Source organism: Dactylosporangium cerinum (assembly GCF_042653625.1).
Classification (GTDB): domain Bacteria; phylum Actinomycetota; class Actinomycetes; order Mycobacteriales; family Micromonosporaceae; genus Dactylosporangium; species Dactylosporangium cerinum.
In genome coordinates this window covers 18,845-39,077 of the sequence record NZ_JBHSIU010000030.1, presented here as the reverse complement: position 1 = coordinate 39,077, position 20,233 = coordinate 18,845, and the positions used below count along the sequence as shown (strand labels likewise).

Below are 20,233 nucleotides of genomic sequence, written 5' to 3'. Positions count from 1 at the left end.
GTGAGCACCTTGAGCAAACTCGTGCCGGACCGGCTCGGCACCGGGTTCCGGTGGCTGCTGGCGTCGTCGTGGACGAGCAACCTCGGCGACGGCATCGCCGTCGCGGCCGGTCCGCTGCTCGTCGCGTCGCTCACCACCAACGCGTTCCTGGTGTCCCTCGCCGCCATGCTGCGGTGGGCGCCGCCGCTGGTCTTCGGCCTCTACGCGGGGGTCCTGTCCGACCGCCTCGACCGCCGGCGGATCGTCATGGCCGCCGACGGGTTCCGGGCCGTCGTCCTCGCCGTGCTGATCGCCTGCATGGTCACCGACCGGCTCACCGTCACGCTCGCCCTCGCCGCGCTCGGCCTGCTGACGACGGCCGAGGTGTTCGCCGACAACGCCGCCGCGACGCTCACCCCGATGCTCGTGGACCGGGCCGACCTCGCGATCGGCAACGCCCGCCTCCAGGCCGGCTTCCTGACCCTCAACCAGCTCGTCGGCCCGCCGATCGGCGCGGCCCTGTTCGCGGCCGGCATTGCCTGGCCGTTCGCCGCCGAGGCGGTCCTCGTCGGCGCCGGCGTGCTGCTGGTGTCCCGGGTCGTCCTGCCCAAGGACCCGACCGCGGCGGCGGCCTCCCCACCGGCCGGGGTGCGGCACGCCGTCGTCGAAGGGCTCCGCTGGACCATCCGGCACCCCGCGGTGCGGACGCTGTCGCTGACGATCCTCATCTTCAACGTCACGTTCGGCGCCGCCTGGTCGGTCCTGGTCCTCTACACCCAGCAACGCCTCGGCCTCGGCGCCGTCGGGTTCGGCCTGCTCACCACCGTGGGCGCGGTCGGCGGCCTGCTCGGCACCGGCATGTACGGCTGGCTGACCCGCCGCGTGAGCCTCGGCAACATCATGCGGGCCGGTCTGATCGTCGAGACCCTCACCCACCTGGCCCTCGCCGTCACCACGTCGGCGTGGGTCGCCTCGGCCATCTTCTTCGTCTTCGGCGCCCACGCGTTCATCTGGGGCACCACGTCGATCACCGTCCGCCAGCGCGCGGTCCCCACCCACCTGCAGGGTCGCGTCGGCAGCGTCAACACGATCAGCGTCTTCGGCGGCCTCGTGATCGGTTCGGCGATCGGCGGGGCACTGGCGACCCGTGTCGACGTGACGGCCCCGTTCTGGTTCGCGTTCGCCGGCTCGGCCGTCTTCGTCGTGCTGCTGTGGCGCGAGCTGACCCGCATCGCCCACGCCGACCAGTCCTCAGAGGCTCCGTGATCCCGTTTTTTCCGGAGGTGTACGACCAGCGCCGGCCGGTGTCACATCCGGGCCCGCAGCACGTCGAACTCGCAGCCCGGCGCGGACGGGTCGAAGCCGTGCTCGACCAGCCAGCGGACCGCCAGCAGGCTGCGCAGCGACCACCATCCCCGGATCGCGTCGAGGTCGACGTCCGTGCCGTAGCCGGCGAGGACCTCGCCGAGGCGGTCCTCGTGGCCGAGCGTCAGCGTGGCCAGGTCGAACATGGCGTCGCCCCGGCTCGCCTCCGACCAGTCCAGCACGCCGGTGACCTCGTCACCGTCGACGAACACGTGCGTGATCTGCAGGTCGCCGTGCGTGAACACCGGCGTCCACTGCCGCAGCGCCGCCCCGGCCACGTGGCGGTTGCGCGTGACCAGGTCGGCGGGCAGGACGTCGTTCGCGACGAGCCACCCGCATTCGCGGTCGAGATCCGAGGCGATGTCCTCGACGCTGCGCCCCGGCCATGGCGGCAGCGGCGCGTCGTGCAGCTTCCGCACCGCCGCCCCCGCCGCGGCCCACGCCGCCGGTGATGCGGCCGACGGCTCGCCGAGGCGCCCGAGGGCCGTGCCCGGCAGGCCGGCGAGCGCCAGCACCGGCGGCTCGCGCCACAGGATCACCGGCGTCGGGATCGGCGCCAGGGCCATCGCCTCGACCTCGACGTCGATCCGCGCCTGATCGGCGTCGACCTTCAGGAACACGTCACCGACGCGCAGGGTCGCCCGCTCGTGATGGGCGACGACGACCTTGACCTCATCCATGCCGGCCATTGTCGCGGGGGTGACCTCCGGCGTCACCGGGTTTCCGGATCGTCGCCGATCTCGCGCAGCTGCCCGTCCGGCATGAACCGGAACCGCTGCGGCGGTCGCATACGCTGCAGGACCTGCCGCATCCTGGCCTCGCGTTCCGCCGCTTCCCGTCCGGTCGGGTCGGCCACCCGGAAGCCGTGCAGGTGGACGCCGAACGGATCGACGTCGTCCGGGCGGCGGCGGCCCTCGAGGATGAAACCGAACAACCCGCGCAGGGCTGCGTCACCCAGCTCCAGCGGGTGGAAGGGCAGCGGATACGGATCGTCGCCGGGAAACATCGGCCCGACCGGATGCTCGCCCGCCCAGTACGGCAGCTCGAACTCGAACGGCTCGCCGATGTTCTCCACGACGCCGCCGTCCGGGGAGACGCCCACCGAACGGACCAGGTCACCGTTCTCCCACACGGCGAAGGACAGCGCATCGACCGCCGAGTGCATCTGGTGCATGATGAGCCGCCGGCCCGCCGCGGCCCGCAGCAGTTGCGCCGTGTCGTATGCGACGAGCCGCTGGTCGCAGAACAGCTGGGCGCCGCCCAGGACGGTGGCGTAGGTCGTGTCGTCCGGCGGGTAGGTGTCCTCACCGAGCGAGCCGTCGCCGATCGGCGTCACCTCGTAGGTGGGGTGCAACCGGCGCACGAGGTCGATGACCTCCGCCGGGTCGGACCGGACCGCTCCCCGCAGGACGGTCCGCAGGTCCCCCTCGGCGAACGCCAGCAGCGCGGTCTTCGCACCCATCGAACCTGGCCTCCCGTGAGTTGATCACCACGGTACCTGGTGCGGGCCGGTTCAGTCGGCCGTCCAGGGGCGGAGTTTCTCCGGGTTGCGGACCGCCCAGATGCGGCTGATCCGGTCGTCGGCGACGGCGAACGCATACACCGTCAGCGTGTGCCCGTCCTGCTGGGCGACCAGACCGGGACGGCCGTTGACGGTGCGTTCCAGGAACGTCACGCCCGCCGGGGCCTGGTGCGCGATCTCGATCCAGGCGCGGGCGATCGCCGTGGCGCCTTCGATCGGGTCGAGGAAGGTCCTGGCCCGGCCGCCGCCGTCGGCGGTCGCGGTGGCGTCGGGGTCGAGCAGGCCGATGAGCGCGTCGACGTCCCTGGCTTCCCAGGCCGCCTTGAAGGCACGGACGACGGTGGCCTGCCGGGCTGCCGGGGCGGCGGGAGCCTGGGCCGCGCGGATGCGGCGGCGGGCCGAGGACGCCAGCTGGCGGCAGGCCGCCGGGGTGCGGCCGACGATGTCGGCGATCTCGGCGAAGGGGTAGCGGAAGACGTCGTGGAGGATGAACGCGACGCGCTCGGCCGGGGTCATCGACTCGAGCATCACGAGGAACGCCATGTTGACCGACTCGTCGAGGGTGACCCGGTCGGCCGGGTCGGCCGGGGTCCGGCCGGTCCACTCCGTGTGGTCGGGCAGCGGCTCGGGGAGCCACTCGCCCACGTAGCGCTCGCGGCGGGCCCGGGCCGAGTTCAGCAGATTGAGGCAGATGCGGCTGGCGACCGTCGTCAGCCAGGCGCCGGGCGACTCGATGGCCTCCTGCTGTTCGCGGGACATGGCGTACCAGCGGACGTAGGTCTCCTGCACGGCGTCCTCGGCCTCCGCGAGGGAGCCCAGCAGCCGGTAGGCCAGGTTGATCAACTGGTGGCGTTCGCTGATGATCGCTGGGGTGGTCATGACCGTGCGGCTCCCTCGGTTGGTCTCACCGGTCCGACAAGACAGCGCGCCGAAATGTGAGCCTCACATTTCCGGGCGCTGTGCTGTCGGACCGGTGAGACCAACCCATCTTCCACTGAGCAGGGGACACCGATGACGGACTTTCAGGCGATCGCGGACCGGGTCGAGATCGAGGCGCTGCGCGGTGAGTTCACCGACGCGGCGATGATGCGCGACCGGGCCCGCCTCGCCGCGCTGTTCACCGACGACGGCGCGCTGCGGATGCCGGACGTCCCGGTCGACCTGGTCGGCCGGGATGAGATCATCGCCGGGGGCGAGCGGCTGCAGGCCCAATGGGACTTCTTCGTGCAGAACTCCCATCCGGGCACGATCCAGCTCGACGGCGACACCGCGGCCGGCCGCACCTACATGCAGGAGATCGCGCGGACCAAGAACGGCTTCCAGGGGCAGAACTTCGCCATCTACCACGACCGCTACCGGCGCACCGGCGACGGCTGGAAGTTCGCCGAGCGGGTCTACGAGATCAGGTACCTGGACACCAGCCCGCTGGCCGGCTCGGCGCCGACCACCGAGCCGGCCGACCAGCCGGCCGACCGGCCGGCCGACCAGCCCGCCGACGGGTTCACGGGCCCGGCGTCCGAGGCGGTCCTGGAGCGGGCGGCGGCGGCGCTGCGGGCGAACAACTTCACCGTCGAGATCCTGGACGACGTCGCCGCGGCCCGGGTCCGCGTCGAGGAGCTGATCCCGGCTGGTGCCAGTGTGTTCACCGGGGCCAGTGAGACCCTCCGCCTGTCCGGCATCGACGAGGACATCAACGCCGGCGGGCGCTACGACGCGGTCAAGTCGCGGACCCTGACCATGGACCGGGCCACCAGCACCCGCGAGATCTGGGCGATGATCTCCAGCCCCGACGTCATCGTGGGCAGCGTCTCCGCGGTCACCGAGACCGGGTCCCTCGTCGTCGCCTCGGCCAGCGGCGCCCAGGTGCCCGGCTACGCCGGCGGTGCCGGCCGCGCCATCTGGATCGTCGGGGCGCAGAAGGTGGTGCCCGACCTGAGCGCCGCCCTGCGCCGGGTCGAGGAGCACTGCCTGCCGCTGGAGAGCGTCCGGGCCCAGGCGGCCTACGGCCGTCCCAGCGTCGTCAACCGCCTGCTCATCCTCAACGGGGAGCTCGAGCCCGGCCGCGGCACGGTCCTGCTGCTCCGCGAGGCCATCGGTTTCTGAGCCGGCTGACGTCAGCCGCCGGTCGCTGCGACGTCGTCATCGGGGAGAGGCGATGCGCGCAGCATCGCCTGCCAGGAGACGGCGATCGCGGCGATGGGCGGCGCGAGCAGCACCCCGACCAGTCCAGCGATGGCAGCGCCGACGATCGTGACCGCGAGGATCGCGACCGGGTGCAGGTCCAGGGCCCGGCCGAACACGAACGGGCGCAGCACCCCCTCGAGCACGTTCTGCGTCACCAGCACGATCGCCAGCATCCAGGTGGCCGCCTCCGGACCGCCGGCGCCGAGGGCGACGAGCACCGCGAAGGCCGCCGAGACCCACGCGCCGAGATACGGCACGTACGCCGCGACGAACGTGATCAGCGCGATCATGCCGATCAGCGGCAGCCCGAGCACCATCGCCCCGAGCCCGATGACCAGCGCGTCCATGGCGGCCACCACGGTCGTGCCGAGGACGTACTGGCGCATCCGGAGCGCGGCACTGTTCAGCAACTCCCGGGTCAGCCCCGGCCGCAGCGGCAGCCGCCGGTCGAGGTGATCGACGAGCGCCGGGCCGTCCTTGAACATGTAGAAGAGCAGGAACGCGCCGAGCAGCACGCCGATCGCGGCCTGACCGGCGAGCGCGGCGCCGCTCAGCACCGCCGAGCCGACGCCGAACAGCGCGGCCTGCCACTGCTTCGAGGCCATGAGCGTGTGCAACGGGTCGGCACCCAGCGCCGTGCGTAGGTGCCGGCCCGCGTCGGCCGCGACGGTGGCCCAGTCGGAGCTCGCGGAGGACACGGTGCGCACGGTGAGGATGCCGAGCAGCACCAGGATCGCCGGGACGAACAACGCCCCGATGAGCGCGGCGAGGGCCGGCGGGACCCCGCGCCGGCGCAGCCGCTCGACGAGGGGCTGCAGCGCCGCGGCGATCACGACGATGACGAGCACCGGCGCCAGGATCGCGAGGATCAGGCCCAGCCCGGCGATCAGCGCCGCCGCGCCCACGATCGCACCGGTCACCAGCCAGCCCGACCGGCCCAACCGCGCAAGCCAGGCCGGCGGGTCCTGCAGAGCCATGCCACGGCACTGCCCCGCGACAGCCCCGATAACCGGCACCGGCCGGATGATCACAGGCGAGGCCCGCGCCTGCCACGGAGCTGACCGGGCCACGGCCCGATCACCTGGCCCGGCCACCCGGGCGCATGAACGGTTACGGCGCGGTCGCGGTGGCGAACATCCGGCGCAGCAAGCCGAACGTCTCCAGGGCCCGGCGCCCCTCCTCCTGCAGCGACCGCATCGCCGCGTCCGGATCGGGTTGCCCGACCACCGTCTCCCACAGCGTCCGCTCGGCCTGCCGCCAGTCCGGCCGCTCCTGGACCTCGACGTCGGCGAAACCCGCCGCGGTCAGGTCCCGCAGCAGGTGCACGGCGTTGATCCGGGGCGGCACCAGCGGGTCACCCGGCTCGACGGCCTCCCAGCAGGTCACCGCGAGCCGCCCGCCGGGCCGCAGCACCCGCCGGAACTCGTGCAACCCGGCCAGCGGCGGCGCGGCGAACTGCAGGGCGTCCACGCACATCAGCGCGTCCGCGGTGCCACCTGCCAGGCCCGTCTCCAGCAGCGTCCCGACCCGGAACTCGGCCCGCCCGGCCGGCAGCCGCTCGGCGGCGGCGGCCCCCGCCTGCCGCAGGGCCGTCGCGGAGAAGTCCACCCCGATCAGCCGCGCGCCGGTGCGGTGGGCGATCTCGATGCCGTAGCCGCCCCGGCCGCAGGCGATGTCGAGCAGCAGGCCGCCGTGCGGCACCCGCAGCCGCTCGGTCATCTCGGCGATGCCCTGCCAGGTGAGCAGGCTCGTGGACCGCAGGTGCGCCGGCAGCCCGAGCACCCGGGCGACGAGGGCGTCCCGGCTGGTCGAGTCGGCGATGTCGGCATACCACTGGTCGAAGTAGTCCGCACCGGGCAGCGCCGAAGCGGCGGGCTTCTGCGTCGTCATCCGGGCATTGTGTCCCAGCGGGACAGCTCCGGGCCGACCCGTTTGCACAGGGGGTGAATTCCACCTATCGGAACATATAGCAGGATATGGGCCTTGCGGCAAGCGGGCATGGGGGATCCGGATGGGACCCCCCGCGCAAACCGGGCGAAGGCTCAGTGGTCGCGGAGCAGAGAGCCGGCGCCGTACACCTTGTCCTGGACGCCGTTGTCGCGCAGCGCCATCCACCACGTCGCGGCGTTGATGGCGATCACCGGCTTGCGCAGCCAGCGCTCGGCCTCGTCGGCGAGGCGGACCATCGACAGGTTGGTGCCGCACTGCACGATCGCGTCGACGTCAGGACCGTCGACCTCCAGGATCGCCGCGCGCAGCTCGTCCTCGGTGACGTGGGCGATCGACACGGCCGTGGGGCAGCGCAGGCCCTTGATGCGCACGACCTCGAAACCGAGCTCGGAGAAGAAGCGGACCACGTTCTCGTCGCCGACCGGTTGATACGGGGTGACCACGCCGATGCGGCGGGCGCCGAACAGGTGCAGGGCGCGTTCGCAGGCCTCGGCGCCGGTGGCGACCTGCAGGCCGGTGATGCCGTTGATCTGGGCGACGAACTCGCGGTTGCCCTCGACGCCGCCCCAGAAGGTCTCCGCGGACATGCCCATGACCATGAAGTCCGGCTCGCAGGTGAGGACCCGCTCGCAGGCGTGGCCGATCTCGGCGCGGATCTGCACGAGGAGGTTCTCGAAGCCCTCGTCGCTGGACAGGTCCTGGTTGCGGATGTGGATGCGGGAGAAGTGAGCGGTCACGCCGGGCACGCCCATGGCGTAGAAGTCGGGCTCGACGATCGTGTTGGTGGAGGGGGCGATGACGCCGAACTTGTGGCGCCAGCCCAGGACGTCGGTCATGCAAGCACCTCAGAAGTCATACGAGCACCTCGGGGAAGGGCGAAGGGGAGCTGCGGTATGCGCGGACGGTCAGCCACGCCGCGGCGAGGAACGCCAGCTGTGCGGCGGTGTTCGTGCCCTGCTCGATCCACTGCAGCCGCAGCGTCTCGTGGTCAGGGTGGTTGCGCAGCGGGACGAGGGCCGTGACGAGGACGATGCCGAGCGTGTAGGGCGCGATGGCGAGCCGGGCCCGCCGGCGCCCCGCGTACACGGCGCCGATGACGCTGATCGTGGTCACACCCGCGGTGGCGAGGATGAACACCGGCTTCATGCTGCCCGCGAGCAGGGCACCGCCCGCCACGGCGGTGTACACCGCGGCGAACGGCCACCAGGGCGCGGTGGGCAGCAGCGCCCAGATGAGCAGGACGGCGCCGGCGGACATGAGAGGGAAGAGCGCGCCCTCCAGCCACGGCAGATCCACGTCGAAGCCGGCGACGAGCAGCTTCCACACCGACTTGGCGATGCCGCCGGCGCCGATGAGCACCGCACCGACCCGTCCAGGGGTGACCCGGCCCAGCGAGGCCAGCAGCCAGAAGCCGTACATCGCCAGGAGCGTCGGCACGAAGTCCTCGACGGCGAGGACGACCGGATAGTCGTGGCCCGTCATGCGAAGAGGTCCCGTTTGCGGAAGGCGGCGGTGGCGAACCGGCCGAACGCCTTGGGGGTGGTGAGCCAGGCGACCCGCCCACCGTTCGGCACCCCGGCGAGGACCCGGTCGGCCAGCCACGGCGTGACGGTCTCGACCCTGTCGGCGAGGATGTTGAAGATCTTCTTCGCCTTGGCGAACTCCTCCGGCGTGTAATCGCGGGAGAGCAGGTCGGTGACCACCATGCCGGGGGAGAGGTGGGCGACGGTGACCGGGGAGTCCTTGCCGAGTTCCTTCGCGAGGGCGTCGGTGAGATACGTGACGGCCCGCTTGGTGGCGCCGTACGCGGTGAGCCCGGCCGCCTTCTGGTTGCCGGAGCCGAAGCCCTCCATGTTCCACAGGGCCCCGTGTCCCTGGGCGCGCATCGCGGCCAGCACGACCGCGCTGGCGTGGGCGACGCCACGGAGGTTGACGTCGACGACCTGGTCGAGCTCCGCCGGCGGCAGGTCCCACAGCGGCCGGCGGGCCGTGGACACGCCGGCGTTGTTGATCCAGATGTCGACCGGACCGTATGCGGCGACCGCCTCGTCCCACAGCGCCCGCACCGCGTCGCGGTCGGTGACGTCGGCGACCACGCCCCGCAGCTCGGGCCCGCTGCCGGGGAACGCCGCCGCCACCGACTCCAGCGACCGTCCACAGTAGACGACCGAACACTTCCGGGCGAGGAACTCGCGCACCAGGCCGTGGCCGATGCCGCGGGTCCCCCCGGTGACCACGACGACGGTCATGCGTCCTCACTTCGTTCCGGGCGCCTGACCCAACACTGCGCTGCTGATGACCGGCCCGAGACGCTTCGCTGGCCGGTCATGCGTCCTCACTTCGTTCCGGGCGCCTGACCCAACACTGCGCTGCTGATGACCGGCCCGAGACGCTTCGCTGGCCGGTCATGCGGCGCTCCACGTGAGCGAGCCGTGCAGGATGCCGGCGAGGGTCGCGCCGTCGTGGATCCGGTACGCCACGGCCAGCTCCGTGCCCGCGCCCATGCCGGGGGTGGCGTCGAGCATGAACTCGCGGCCGGTGATCTTCACGACGTCGGTGAAGTGGACGGTGGCGTAGTTGGCGCGGCCGAACGCGATCGCGTTGCCCCACGCCTCCGGCCCCTCGTAGAAGGAGCGGAACCCGTCGCGGCGCCAGTCCACCGTGTACGACCGGTCCAGCGCGCCGGACCAGGTGACCGTCAGGCGGGTGCGCAGCAGGTCGATCGGGGTGAGGGCGATCGTCACGTCGACCGGGCCGATCAGCTTCTGGTCGGCGCCCCACAGCTCGCACCGTCCACTGTAGGCGCCGGCCTGCTTCGTCGGCAGGATGTAGGGCACCGGGCCGTTGCGGGTCTCGGCGGCGAGGTGCTCGCTCAACGAGGCATCGGAGACCCCCCGTTTGTAGACACCGTTGAAGCAGCCGACGACCGCCGGGCCCTGGTAGAGCATGGAGGAGTACACCTGGGTGTCGTCGCCGAGCACCTGGTTCCAGGTGTTCAGGTCGACCTGCCAGCCGGGGCCGTAGTAGTGGGCGTCGACGAAGGTGCCGTAGGGCTGGCCGGTGCCGAAGAAGTCCGGGCCGGTGTAGATGCGATCGGCGTCGGAGTCCACGACGCCGAACGCGAACGGCGCGCCGAGCCGGAAACGCCCCGCGAGCGGGCCGCCGCCTTCCAGGCCACCGTCCATGTAGTACGTGGTGACGCCGCCTTCGAAGACGGACGATCGGCGGATGTCCTCGTAGCCGCGCCAGGTGCCGTCGGCGTCGAACAGGCTCGGCCGCCCGTGCCACTCCCCGGCGATGCGCTGCTGCCATTCCGACGGGGAGGTCACGTGAGCGGCCCGCCGATCAGCACGTCGCGGATCTCGTCCGAGGCCGGCTCGCCGAGCAGCCGCGACACCTGCGCCCACACCGGGTCGACGGCCGGGCTGAACAGGTTGGCGCGGACGGTGGCGTCGCGGGCGGCGAGGTCCGTGTCGCCCAGTGACTCCACCACCGGGGAAGGCAGTCCCGCGGAGACCAGGCCGAGCCAGTGCGACACGTAGGCGTCGACGATCGGGTTCATGCCCTGGAACGCGGCCTCGTCGGCGCGGTGCACCAGCATCCACGGCGACATCAGGGCGTGCTGGCGCGGGCCGATGTGCGCCCGGCTGAGCCCTTCGCGCTGCGACGCCTCCTCGTACAGGTCGGTCAGCGGGTGGTACGCGCTGTCCATGTAGGACAGGTGCGACGACAGCTCGGCCCGGGGGATGAGGTCCAGGTGATAGGCGTAGTAGGCGCCGCCGTAGACGGAGTCCAGGGTGAAGTGCGGGACGCCGGACTTCGGTGCGGTGAACGCGAACACCATGTGGGAGTCGAGGTTGATCGGCGGCACGGCCAGGCCGACGTAGACCATCCGGGAGATCCCGCCGGAGCCCTCCCAGACCCGCATCGTGCCGACCGGGGCCGGTGACATGGGCGAGCGCAGCTCCCGGTAGGGCGAGCCGACCTCGGTCAGCGGCTGCTGGGCGAGGATCGCGTCGAGGGCCCGGGTGGCCAGGGCGAAGGGCAGCGACATCACAGTTGCTCCTCTGAGTCTTCGGCGTCGCGGCGGGCCTGACCGAGCCGCTCGGCCTCGGCGACCGTGGGGTGTTCGCCCTTCGCCTTGTGCACCCAGGCGCGGGCGAGTTCCGGGTTCTCCCGGCGGGCCGGTGAGGCGATGACCGTCGCCTCGCGGCGCGGGACGTCGCCCATGATGCGGTCCTCGTCGCCCAGCAGCCAGCCCTGCTCGGCGAGCTCCTGCCGGCGGCGCCGGTAGTGCACGGCGATCAGGTCGCTCTTCACGTGCAGCTCGGCGCCGAGGTCGAACGGCAGCAGCTCGGGGCGGACCTTGTCGACCACCGGGGCGTCCTGCCCGAAGATCTTCTCGACCCGCTGGATGGCGTTCTTGTCGGCCCAGTTGCCGGTGAAGAAGTCCCGCAGCGCCACCCACTTGACCAGGGTGGTGGTCTCGTCGATGGGGATGTTGGTGTCGTAGATGATGAGGTTGCCCAGCGGCAGCCGGACGTGCAGCTTGATCATGTTCGGCAGCATCCAGCCGGCCGTCGTCGCGACCGGCGGGCGTTCCTTCAGGTTGTTGCCGCGCCGCCCCACCATCGCCCAGATGCCCTTCGGCGCGGGCGGGTGCAGGCGCACCGTCGCGAACGCCGACCACTCGTCGGGGATCTCGAGCTCGTACTCCTCGACGTCGGGCCGCTCCGGGTTGCCGAAGGCGCCGGCGTGCACGAACGGCGTGTGCGCGATGTCGCAGCCGTTCTCGAGGATCCGCTCGTAGTTGGACTTCCACAGGTACTCGCCGGTGACGGCCTTGAACTTGCCACCGTTGGTCACCAGGTCGTCGAACTCGGGCCAGACGGGGATGGGTGGTCTTTCTGAAGCCGGGAGGTCGCCGAGGAACACCCAGACGAAGCCGTAGCGCTCCTCGACCGGATACGAGTCGACCCGGGCCTTCTTCGGGATGCCGCGCCCGGGCTGGTTCGCCGGGATCTTCACGCAGGCGCCGCCGGGTTCGTACTCCCAGCCGTGATACGGGCACACGATCGAGTCGTTCTTGACCCAGCCGCCGGACAGCGCGGCGCCGCGGTGCACGCACAGGTCCGACAGTGCGACCGGGCGGCCCTTCGGCGTGCGGTACAGCACCAGCTCCTGCCCGAGGCACGTGGCCCGCAGGGGTTTGGTGGTGACGCGGTCGGCGAATTCGACCGCGTACCAGAAGTTCTTCAACATGGGGGCTCCTAGCGGCGCCGGACGGACACCAGGTCCGGGGGGAACGTGTCGATGGCGGCCGGGTCACCGCCGCGCAGATGGGTGCGCAGGAACGCGGACAGCAGCCCGGCGATGGCGCCGCGGGCCGTCGCGTCGCCCACAGTGGACGGACGGTCGAGGAACGACCGGGCCGCGGTGGGGTCGGCGGGCTCGACGACGCTGAAATGGTTGGCGCCGGCCAGGGTTGCCAGGACGTGCTCGCCGTCCCGGTCCTTCAGCGCCTCGTCGAACGTGCGGTTGACCGGATCGTGCGGCCCGTCGGACGAGGCGCCGTAGCGGTCGGCGGACGCGGCGATGACGCCGTCCTCGGTGCCCGCGAGGAGCAGCACCGGCGATTCGACGAGCGCGTCGGCGATGTGGCCCGCGGGCCAGCCGAGCATGGTGGAGACCATGGTGTGCGCGCCGTAGGTCGCGACCGCCCGCACCTGCGGGAAGAAGCGCCCCGACTGCAGCGCGACGGTGCCGCCGGCGGAGTGCCCGAACAGCGCCACCCGGTCGAGGTCGAGGGCGCCGCGCAGCGGCCCCTCAGCGGCGTTGAGCGAGGCCAGTTCGTGCAACAGCGGCGCGATCGCCTGGCAGGTCGGGCCGTCGCCGTAGGTGTCGGGCCGGGCCAGGGCGAGGTCCACGCCCGGCGTGATGCCGACCTGACCCGCGAACAGCGGTCCGACCCAGTCGTAGGTGACCGTGACGAAACCCTGCCGGGCGAGTTCGACGGCGAGCCAGCGGTACGCGTCCTGGCCGACGTTGATGCCGCTGAGCACCAGCACCACGGGGTACGGCCCGCCGGCCGGGTCGGCCTGGAAGACGCCGCTGAGCCGTTCGGTGTCCGAGCCGGTGACCAGCGCCGGGTAGTGCACCTTGAGGTGGGCGGTGGCGTAGGGCTCGGGCGCGCCGGGGATCGTCACCGCGGACCACAGGGATCGGATGGTCGTCATGGCGTCACCTCCGCTGCGCTCCGGCGCCGCCCTGACCGATCACTGTGCTCATGATGACCAGCCTCTCCGCTGCGCTCCGGGCCGGTCATGGGCGGGGCAGTTCGCGGTCGCCGCCCCACAGCGCCCGCACCAGGCGCTGGGTGGTCTCCTCGCCGAAGTAGCGCACGCCCATGACGTTGGCCGGGTCGCGGTCGGCGATGTTGCGCCGGGTCGCCAGGTCCCGCTCGCGCAGCGCGTCGCGCTCGCCGGCGGGCACCTCGGGGGCCTCGTCGACCCACCGGAGCCACTGGTCGACCTGGGCGTGCAGCCGGTCGCTGACCACCTGGATGTTGCGGGCCGTGCGCTCGAACGAGTACACGTAGGCGTTCGGCGACAGCGAGGCGCGGATGAACCCGGCCCGGCTGGTGAACCAGGCGAACTCCGTGTCGGCCCGGTGCTCCAGCCACGCGTCGTTGGGCGGCGCGTAGTAGCGGTCGAAGTAGTCGCCGTCCACGACGATGTCGGTGCGCGGGATGTAGTCGGTGTAGAACCAGCCGCCCGGCCAGCACAGCAGCGCGATGCCGAGGTGCGGCACCTTGACCTGGGGGCCGAGCCAGCAGGTGAGGTGCAGGTTGACGAAGCTGCGCGACGGGTCGCCCAGCCACGAGTGCACCATCCAGTCGACCTCCGGCCCGCTGTAGGCGGCCACCCGGCCGCCCGGACCCTCCGGATACGTCCCGTACTGCTCCAGCTGCTCCGTCGACGGATCGCGGGTGGTGGCGAACCTCGCGTCGATCTTGGCCTTGAGATCCGCCAGGAGCTGCTGGAACTGTGCGAAGGTGTCGTTGACGTCGATGACGGGCGAGGCGTCGAGCATCTCCTCGACGTGCTGGACGGTTTCCTCCACGCGCTCACTCTCCAACTCTCAAGCCTTTATGGAAACAGTGTTTCGCTACGGGTAACGGATGTCAACGGGTCAGTGCGTCCACGAGCTGCCAGGGTCGCCCGTCCAGCAGGTTGGTGCCGCGCGAGACGAGCTTGTTGCGGCTCTGCGCGGGGGCGAGGACCGCCGTGGCGACCGTGGTGCCCGCCGGGACCTCGGTCACCAGGGGGTGGCTGATCCGGCCGGTGAACGGACCTTCCCAGGCGGTCCACAGCGTGAAGTCGGGGCTCAGCGCGTAGAAGGCGGCCGGCGTGCCGAGGGGTGTGGCAGCGACGATGTTGAGCCGGTTCTCCGCGGCGCGCTCGGGCAGGCCGAGGGCCAGCTCCCAGTCCTCGGCCGGGCTGAACGGCACGGCCACCACGTCGGCGCCGGCGATCGCGGCGAGGCGGAACACCTCCGGGTAGATGGCGTCGTCGCCGACCACGACTGCCAGGCGGCCCCAGGGCAGATCGAACGTCTCCAGGCCGTCGCCGTGCCGGTCGACCCGGCCGTCGAGCCTGGCGACCGGGTGCAGCTGCAGCTGCCGGCCGATGACGCCGGCGGCGGACACCACGACGCCGGTGTGCGCGCCGTCGGTGAGGATGCTGGTCACCGCGACCGCGTCCGTGCCGGCCAGCGCCTCCCGCAGGGTGGGCACGACCGAGGGGTCCTGCAGCTCGGGCAGCACCAGGAGCCGGGCGCCGGCGGCCAGGGCCTCGGGCACGCCGGCGCACCCACGTGCCACCGCCGTACGCAGCGACTCGGCGGCCAGTGGCGGGCGGGGGTCCTGGGGCGGCCGGCCGATCGGTGCGTAGACGGGCCCGCGGCGGGCGGCGAAGCGGTCGGTGCCGTCGGGGCGGCGCTTGTCCCTGGCAAGCAAGGGGTCGATGTCGGCGATCACGACGGCCTCGCCGGTCCGCGGCCCCTTCGCCACGACCGTGCCGTCGGGCGCCACGATCTGGCTCTCGCCGGCGCCGTGCAGCCACTCCGGCGGCACCTTGAGCCCGGCGCTGATGACGTCGAGCTTGTCGGCGGGCAGCAGCGGGCCGACCTTGTTGGCCGCCACGACCCAGACCCGGTTCTCCGCGGCCCGCACCGGGATGTGCAGGCTCGCCTCGTCGGTGGCGAACGAGTTGAGGCTGTTGAGCAGGACCTCCGCCCCGCGCAGCGCGAGACCGCGGGCCACCTCCGGAGCGACGCCCTCCATGCAGGCATACATGCCGACGGTACCGAAGCCGGTGGCCATCACCGGGCCGTTCTCGCTGCCGCGGTGCAGGTGGTCGTTCTCGCTGCCCATCAGCGTCTGCTTGTCGCTCTGCCCCAGCAGGGTGCCGTCCGGGCCGAAGAGCAGGTTGGTGCCGGTGGTGCGGCCGTCGTCGCGGGCCAGCGTGACGTTGATCTTCACATGGACCTTGAGGAGCGCGGCCCGCTCGGCGATCGCGGTCAGGAACGGGTCGCCGAGGCGGCAGGCCATGCGGCGGGCGTGGTCGCGGTCGTCGTACCACGACAGGTGGTTGCAGAATTCCGGCAGGACCACCAGATTCGCGCGCTCGGCGGCGGCCTGGTCGATCATCCGCAGACAGCTCGCGAGGTTCGCGGACACGTCCTGACCGACGGCGAACTGGACAGCGGCAACCCTCACGAGGGCCTCCTGGTTCCTCTAGCGGAACAGTGTTTCCCGAACATACACTCGCCGCGCGTTCACTGAAAGAGAGGTCGATTCTCGTGCTGACCCATGTCGTCGTCATGAAGTTCGTGGATCCGGGCGACGCGCCGAAGGCCAAGGAGCTCCTGGAAGGCCTGGTCGGCGTGGTGCCGCAGGTCCTGTCGATGACGCTCGGGCTGGACACCGTGCACAGCGAGGTGTCCGGCGACCTGTGCATGATCACCACCCACGACGACGTGGACGGGCTGCGCGGCTATCAGGCGCACGAGGCGCACCAGGAGGTCGGCGCCTGGCTGCGGCCGCGCCTGGCCGCGCGCACGGTGGTGGACTTCTGACGTTGCCGTCCTCCGGCATCATCGATGCATGCGACTGCGCGCGTACCGGGGAGTGCCGCTGTGGCCGTCCGTCCTCACCGAGTGGGCGCTGCGGGCCGTGGCCGTGCTGCCGCCGGTCGCGCTCGCCGGCGGCGCCTGGCTGATCTGGGGCAACTGGATCGCGACCGGCGTCGCCGCGCTCCTCGGCGCCGGGGTCGCGTTCGTGGCGCTCGGTGCGGTCCTCGGTGACCCGCACGAGACGCTCAGCGGCCGGCGGTTGCGGTGCGCCCTGGCCAAGGACCCCGGCATGGAGCTGCACGCCCGCGTCCTGGCCGAACTCGGCCGGCGCGGCCCGGAAGGCGAGCGGCTGCTGCGCGAGGAGATCGCCGGCGGCAGCCTGCCGCATCTGCGGGAGCTGGTCAGCCTCCTGCACCACTACCAGCGCGAGGACGACGTGCGGGCGCTGGCGACGCAGATCGCCGGGTCGGGCACCGTGGAGCAGCTGCGGGTCATGGTGTCGACGCCCTACCGCTACCCGGGCTTCGCGAGGTGGCTGCAGGCCGAGATGGTGACCCGCCGGCCCGACGACGTGCACGAGCGACTCCTCTACGCGGCGCTGCTGGGGGAGAGCGAAGCGACGGACGAGGCGATGGCGGAACTGGACACGGTCATGGCCCTGCTCGGCGACGCACCGCTCGACCGGCGCGCCGCGGACCTGCTGCAGCGCGTCGCGCGGGGCTTCGTGGAGCGCAAGCGCGCCGCCGACGCCGAGCAGGTCCTGCGCCTGGGCATGCGCGACCCGAACGTCCTGGCGGCGCTGGCCGGGCTGCTGGTGCAGCGCCGCAAACCCGCGCAGGCGGTGAAGGTGCTGCGCGCCCACCCCGTCAAGGACGACCTGGTGGTCAACTACGCGCTGTACCTGATCCTGCGGGGCCGGGGCAAGGCCGCGGAGGCCGAGGCGCTGGTGCCGCCGGGCGGCTGGCCCAGGCAGATGACCCGTCCGCGCCCCGCTCCCGTCGGGCCCAGCTGGTCGTATCCCGGCGGGACCGGCGCGGGGGTGCCCTGGCCGGGCTCCGCGCTTGAAGGTGTGGTCGACGGCGTGGTCACCGGCCTGGTGCACCGCGCCTTCGACAGCGGGGGCGGAGGGGACCCGGGCTACACCGCATCCTCGGACGACTCCGGGTATTCCAGTGACCCGTCCGGCGGCGGGTACTCCAGCGACAGCAGCTGGTGACGCGCGGGCCGCATGAACGGCCTGCGGGCGGGTACCTCCGGCGGCGATGATGAGGGGTCGGGCGCTCGCGATCGCCCTCGTGGCGTCGTTCATGACGCTGCTCGACGTCAGCATCGTCAACGTCGCGATCCCGTCGATGCAGGCCGACCTGCACATGGGCGCGAGCGGGCTGCAGTGGGTGCTGTCCGGGTACGCGCTGACGTTCGGCCTGCTGCTGGTGCCCGCCGGCCGGTTCGGCGACGCCCGCGGGATCCGGCCGGTGTTCGTGGCGGGGCTCCTCGGGTTCACCGCGGCCAGCGCCGCGGCCGGGGCGGCGCAGAACGAGGCCTGGCTGGTCACCGCCCGCCTGGTGCAGGGCGCCTTCGCCGGCGTGGTGAACCCGCAGGTGACCGGGCTCATCCAGCGGCTGTACCCACCGCCGGAGCGGGCCCGGCCGTTCGGTCTGCTCGGCGCCACGATCGGCATCGCCACCGCGGCCGGCCCGCTGCTCGGCGGGGTGATCATCCAGCTGGCCGGGGCGAGCGACGGCTGGCGCTGGGTGTTCTACATCAACCTGCCGGTCGGGCTCGCCGCCGCCGTGCTCGGCTGGCGGCTGATACCCCGGCGACCCGCGGACCGGATCCGCCGGGAGAGCCTGGACCTGGTCGGCGTGCTGCTGCTGGGCCTGGCCGTGGTGCAGATCCTGCTGCCCCTCATCGAACAGCGGCAGTGGTACCTGCTGGGCACCGGCGCCCTGACCCTCGGCGGCTTCGTGTGGTGGGAGCTGCGCTACCCCGGCGTGCCCCTCGCCGACCTGCAACTGTTCCGCCGCCGCTCCTACGCGCTCGGCACGACCCTGGTGCTGCTGTACTTCGCCGGGTTCACCGCCAACTTCTTCATCCTCACCCTGTATCTGCAGCGCGGCCAGCACTTCACCGCGTTGCAGGCGGGCCTGGCCACCACCCCGTTCGCGCTCGGCTCGGCCCTGGCCGCGGTCGCCGGCGGCCGGGTCGTCAACCGCTTCGGCCGGCCCCTGGTCGTGGCCGGGCTGGTCACCGTCATCGCGGGTTTGGTCGGGACGATCGTGGTGCTGCACACCGTCGACTCAGCGTGGGCGCTGGCGGCGCCGTTGCTGGTCGCCGGCGTCGGCAGCGGCCTGGTCATCACCCCCAACCAGACCCTCACCCTCGCCGACGTGCCCGTCGACCGGGCCGGCAGCGCGGCCGGCGTCGTGCAGACCGCCCAGCGCGTCGGCGCGGCCTTCGGCATCGCGGCGATCGGCGCGGTGTTCTTCGCCCGGCTCACCGCCACGTCCGGCAACTGGACGGCCGCGTTCGAGATGGCGCTGATGGTCGCGATCGGCTCCCTGGTCCTCGCCCTCGCCGCCGCCCTGACTGACGTGACCCTCAGTCGCCGCCGTTGAGTCAGGAGGGGTACGCGGTGGGGGGCAGGCCGGCGCCGCCGGCACGGAACGCGGCCGGGGCGTGCACCACGCAGGTCTGCACGTACTCGGCGAGCCCTTCCTCGCCGTACTCGCGGCCCCAGCCGGACCGCTTCACCCCGCCGAACGGCGCCCGCAGCGACATGCCGGTGCGGTTGTGCGTGTTGATGAACGTGAAGCCCGCCTCGATGCGGCGGGCGAACGCGAACGCCCGCTCCTCGTCGGCGCTCCACACCGAGGCGCCGAGGCCGAGGTCGTCGTCGTTGGCCATGGCCAGGACCTGCTCCTCGGAGTCGTAGAGGATCAGCGGCACCAGCGGGGCGAACTGCTCCTCGCGGACCAGTGTCGCGCCGGGGTCGGCGTCGACCACCAGGAACGGACCCATGAAGTAACCCTCGGTGTCGCGGTCGTCCTGCATGCGGCCCACCGGGACGAGGTCGGCGTCGCCCTGGTCGGCGGTCATCAGCAGGTCGTAGGCGCCCCGGTGGGCGTCGGCGCTGATGAGCGGGCCCATGGTGACGCCCTCGGTGAGGGGGTCGCCGACGACGAGGACCCGCTCCGCCGCCTGCGTGTACAGCTCGACGAACTCGCCCTGGCGGAACCGGGGCACGTACAACCGTTTCGCCGCCATGCAGACCTGGCCGGCGCTGGCGAAGCTCGCCATGACGAGCCGTTCCATGCTCGCGGGGTCGAACGGCGCGTCGGACAGGAAGACCGCGGGGTCGTTGCCGCCGAGCTCCAGGACGGTCGGAATGAGCCGGTCCGCGGCCGCCGTGGCGATGGCCCGCCCGGCGTCCTCACCGCCGGTGAAGGCGACCTTGCGGACCAGGCGGTGCGTGACCAGCGCGGCGACCAGCGGTGCATGGCCGTGCAGCACCTGCACGGCGGCGTCCGGCAGGTGCCGCTGGAAGAGCTGGACCAGGCGCTGCACGGTGAGCGGGCCGAGCGGTGAAGGCTTGACGATGACGGTGTTGCCGGCCGCGAGTGCCGCGGCGAGTTTCAGCATCGCCAGGATGACCGGCGCGTTCCACGGGGTGACCGCGACGACCACGCCGTAGGGCTTGTGGATGCGCAGCAGCCGGCCGAGCTCGTCGTCGAGCTTGCGGTCGGCGTATGCGGCCGGGGCGTGTTCGATGACCCACCGCAGGTGCTGGACCGCGAACCCGATCTCGCCGTGGCAGTCGGGCAGGGGCTTGCCGATCTCCCGGGCCAGCAGCTCCGCGAGGTCGCCGCGGTCGGCGGCGATCGCATCGGCGGCGGCGCGCAGCGCGGCCAGCCGCTCGTCGAGGGGCATGGCCGACCAGCCGCGGAACGCGGTGTGGGCGGCCCGGACGGCATCATCGACCCGGTCGGGGATGTTGCGGGTGACGGGATGGACCCGCCCGACCGTCTCGCCGGGCCGGGCCGGGTTGTTCCGCCAGATGGCCGCCCTGCCGCTCACGCCGTCACCTCCGCTGCGCTC

20 protein-coding genes are annotated in these 20,233 nt (G+C 72.3%); 5 read left to right on the top strand and 15 right to left on the bottom strand.

Annotated features, from left to right (window positions below; all coding sequences use genetic code 11):
- Positions 1-1,245: an MFS transporter gene (locus ACFPIJ_RS25285; protein WP_380117853.1), complete on the top strand. Its 1,245-nt coding sequence runs from the start codon at positions 1-3 to the stop codon at positions 1,243-1,245.
- Between the two features lie 41 nt (positions 1,246-1,286).
- Here ACFPIJ_RS25285 and ACFPIJ_RS25280 read toward each other — a convergent pair whose 3' ends face one another.
- Genes ACFPIJ_RS25280 through sigJ form a run of 3 tightly spaced genes read right to left on the bottom strand, consistent with a single transcriptional unit; the run spans position 1,287 to position 3,745 of the window.
- Complete coding sequence (locus ACFPIJ_RS25280; RefSeq protein WP_380117851.1) at positions 1,287-2,024, bottom strand: phosphotransferase family protein; 738 nt, start codon at positions 2,022-2,024, stop codon at positions 1,287-1,289.
- Positions 2,025-2,056: 32 nt separating this feature from the next.
- A complete protein-coding gene (locus ACFPIJ_RS25275) occupies positions 2,057-2,806 on the bottom strand; it encodes a DUF6928 family protein (RefSeq protein ID WP_380117849.1) in 750 nt (249 codons plus the stop codon).
- 51 nt (positions 2,807-2,857) lie between these two features.
- Positions 2,858-3,745: an RNA polymerase sigma factor SigJ gene (gene sigJ / locus ACFPIJ_RS25270; RefSeq protein WP_380117847.1), complete on the bottom strand. Its 888-nt coding sequence runs from the start codon at positions 3,743-3,745 to the stop codon at positions 2,858-2,860.
- A gap of 132 nt (positions 3,746-3,877) precedes the next feature.
- Between sigJ and ACFPIJ_RS25265 the strand changes: the two genes are divergently transcribed.
- Entirely contained in the window at positions 3,878-4,969 is a 1,092-nt protein-coding gene (locus ACFPIJ_RS25265; RefSeq protein ID WP_380117845.1) for a nuclear transport factor 2 family protein, read from the top strand.
- Positions 4,970-4,980: 11 nt separating this feature from the next.
- Here ACFPIJ_RS25265 and ACFPIJ_RS25260 read toward each other — a convergent pair whose 3' ends face one another.
- From ACFPIJ_RS25260 to ACFPIJ_RS25210, 11 genes are all read right to left on the bottom strand, one after another.
- The gene (locus ACFPIJ_RS25260; protein ID WP_380117843.1) at positions 4,981-6,027 is read right to left on the bottom strand and encodes an AI-2E family transporter; all 1,047 of its coding nucleotides are present in this window, start codon (positions 6,025-6,027) and stop codon (positions 4,981-4,983) included.
- A gap of 133 nt (positions 6,028-6,160) precedes the next feature.
- The gene (locus ACFPIJ_RS25255) at positions 6,161-6,940 is read right to left on the bottom strand and encodes a class I SAM-dependent methyltransferase (RefSeq protein ID WP_380117841.1); all 780 of its coding nucleotides are present in this window, start codon (positions 6,938-6,940) and stop codon (positions 6,161-6,163) included.
- Between the two features lie 152 nt (positions 6,941-7,092).
- Positions 7,093-7,836 (bottom strand): maleate cis-trans isomerase family protein, encoded by a 744-nt coding sequence (locus ACFPIJ_RS25250; protein WP_380117839.1) that lies wholly within the window; start codon positions 7,834-7,836, stop codon positions 7,093-7,095.
- Between the two features lie 16 nt (positions 7,837-7,852).
- The gene (locus tag ACFPIJ_RS25245; RefSeq protein ID WP_380117837.1) at positions 7,853-8,482 is read right to left on the bottom strand and encodes a hypothetical protein; all 630 of its coding nucleotides are present in this window, start codon (positions 8,480-8,482) and stop codon (positions 7,853-7,855) included.
- On the bottom strand, positions 8,479-9,249 hold the full coding sequence (locus ACFPIJ_RS25240; protein ID WP_380117835.1) for an SDR family NAD(P)-dependent oxidoreductase: 771 nt from the start codon (positions 9,247-9,249) through the stop codon (positions 8,479-8,481). Before ACFPIJ_RS25240 ends, ACFPIJ_RS25245 begins: the two co-directional genes overlap by 4 nt.
- Before the next feature lie 156 nt (positions 9,250-9,405).
- A complete protein-coding gene (locus ACFPIJ_RS25235) occupies positions 9,406-10,329 on the bottom strand; it encodes a hypothetical protein (protein ID WP_380117833.1) in 924 nt (307 codons plus the stop codon).
- Complete coding sequence (locus ACFPIJ_RS25230; RefSeq protein ID WP_380117831.1) at positions 10,326-11,054, bottom strand: hypothetical protein; 729 nt, start codon at positions 11,052-11,054, stop codon at positions 10,326-10,328. The genes ACFPIJ_RS25235 and ACFPIJ_RS25230 overlap by 4 nt, the downstream gene beginning before the upstream one ends.
- Complete coding sequence (locus ACFPIJ_RS25225; RefSeq protein WP_380117829.1) at positions 11,054-12,262, bottom strand: aromatic ring-hydroxylating dioxygenase subunit alpha; 1,209 nt, start codon at positions 12,260-12,262, stop codon at positions 11,054-11,056. The genes ACFPIJ_RS25230 and ACFPIJ_RS25225 overlap by 1 nt, the downstream gene beginning before the upstream one ends.
- 8 nt (positions 12,263-12,270) lie before the next feature.
- Positions 12,271-13,236 (bottom strand): alpha/beta hydrolase family protein, encoded by a 966-nt coding sequence (locus tag ACFPIJ_RS25220; RefSeq protein WP_380117827.1) that lies wholly within the window; start codon positions 13,234-13,236, stop codon positions 12,271-12,273.
- 85 nt (positions 13,237-13,321) lie between these two features.
- On the bottom strand, positions 13,322-14,122 hold the full coding sequence (locus ACFPIJ_RS25215; RefSeq protein ID WP_380117826.1) for an oxidoreductase: 801 nt from the start codon (positions 14,120-14,122) through the stop codon (positions 13,322-13,324).
- Between the two features lie 61 nt (positions 14,123-14,183).
- Entirely contained in the window at positions 14,184-15,779 is a 1,596-nt protein-coding gene (locus ACFPIJ_RS25210; protein ID WP_380117824.1) for a carbon-nitrogen hydrolase family protein, read from the bottom strand.
- Positions 15,780-15,862: 83 nt separating this feature from the next.
- On the opposite strand from ACFPIJ_RS25210, the gene ACFPIJ_RS25205 reads away from it, so the two are divergent.
- Genes ACFPIJ_RS25205 through ACFPIJ_RS25195 form a run of 3 tightly spaced genes read left to right on the top strand, consistent with a single transcriptional unit; the run spans position 15,863 to position 18,753 of the window.
- A complete protein-coding gene (locus tag ACFPIJ_RS25205) occupies positions 15,863-16,138 on the top strand; it encodes a Dabb family protein (RefSeq protein ID WP_380117822.1) in 276 nt (91 codons plus the stop codon).
- Positions 16,139-16,166: 28 nt separating this feature from the next.
- A complete protein-coding gene (locus ACFPIJ_RS25200) occupies positions 16,167-17,351 on the top strand; it encodes a tetratricopeptide repeat protein (protein WP_380117820.1) in 1,185 nt (394 codons plus the stop codon).
- 46 nt (positions 17,352-17,397) lie between these two features.
- Complete coding sequence (locus ACFPIJ_RS25195; RefSeq protein WP_380117818.1) at positions 17,398-18,753, top strand: MFS transporter; 1,356 nt, start codon at positions 17,398-17,400, stop codon at positions 18,751-18,753.
- A gap of 1 nt (position 18,754) precedes the next feature.
- Here ACFPIJ_RS25195 and ACFPIJ_RS25190 read toward each other — a convergent pair whose 3' ends face one another.
- Complete coding sequence (locus ACFPIJ_RS25190) at positions 18,755-20,212, bottom strand: aldehyde dehydrogenase family protein (RefSeq protein ID WP_380117816.1); 1,458 nt, start codon at positions 20,210-20,212, stop codon at positions 18,755-18,757.
- Between the last annotated feature and the right edge of the window lie 21 nt (positions 20,213-20,233).

Bases quoted from the DNA above. Each gene is read 5' to 3' on its own strand.
- ACFPIJ_RS25195 (WP_380117818.1), top strand. From the start codon at position 17,398: ATGATGAGGGGTCGGGCGCTCGCGATCGCCCTCGTGGCGTCGTTCATG.
- ACFPIJ_RS25275 (WP_380117849.1), bottom strand. From the start codon at position 2,806: ATGGGTGCGAAGACCGCGCTGCTGGCGTTCGCCGAGGGGGACCTGCGG.
- ACFPIJ_RS25200 (WP_380117820.1), top strand. From the start codon at position 16,167: ATGCGACTGCGCGCGTACCGGGGAGTGCCGCTGTGGCCGTCCGTCCTC.
- ACFPIJ_RS25265 (WP_380117845.1), top strand. From the start codon at position 3,878: ATGACGGACTTTCAGGCGATCGCGGACCGGGTCGAGATCGAGGCGCTG.
- ACFPIJ_RS25225 (WP_380117829.1), bottom strand. From the start codon at position 12,262: ATGTTGAAGAACTTCTGGTACGCGGTCGAATTCGCCGACCGCGTCACC.
- ACFPIJ_RS25260 (WP_380117843.1), bottom strand. From the start codon at position 6,027: ATGGCTCTGCAGGACCCGCCGGCCTGGCTTGCGCGGTTGGGCCGGTCG.
- ACFPIJ_RS25240 (WP_380117835.1), bottom strand. From the start codon at position 9,249: ATGACCGTCGTCGTGGTCACCGGGGGGACCCGCGGCATCGGCCACGGC.
- ACFPIJ_RS25255 (WP_380117841.1), bottom strand. From the start codon at position 6,940: ATGACGACGCAGAAGCCCGCCGCTTCGGCGCTGCCCGGTGCGGACTAC.
- ACFPIJ_RS25230 (WP_380117831.1), bottom strand. From the start codon at position 11,054: ATGTCGCTGCCCTTCGCCCTGGCCACCCGGGCCCTCGACGCGATCCTC.
- sigJ (WP_380117847.1), bottom strand. From the start codon at position 3,745: ATGACCACCCCAGCGATCATCAGCGAACGCCACCAGTTGATCAACCTG.
- ACFPIJ_RS25280 (WP_380117851.1), bottom strand. From the start codon at position 2,024: ATGGATGAGGTCAAGGTCGTCGTCGCCCATCACGAGCGGGCGACCCTG.
- ACFPIJ_RS25245 (WP_380117837.1), bottom strand. From the start codon at position 8,482: ATGACGGGCCACGACTATCCGGTCGTCCTCGCCGTCGAGGACTTCGTG.
- ACFPIJ_RS25250 (WP_380117839.1), bottom strand. From the start codon at position 7,836: ATGACCGACGTCCTGGGCTGGCGCCACAAGTTCGGCGTCATCGCCCCC.
- ACFPIJ_RS25220 (WP_380117827.1), bottom strand. From the start codon at position 13,236: ATGACGACCATCCGATCCCTGTGGTCCGCGGTGACGATCCCCGGCGCG.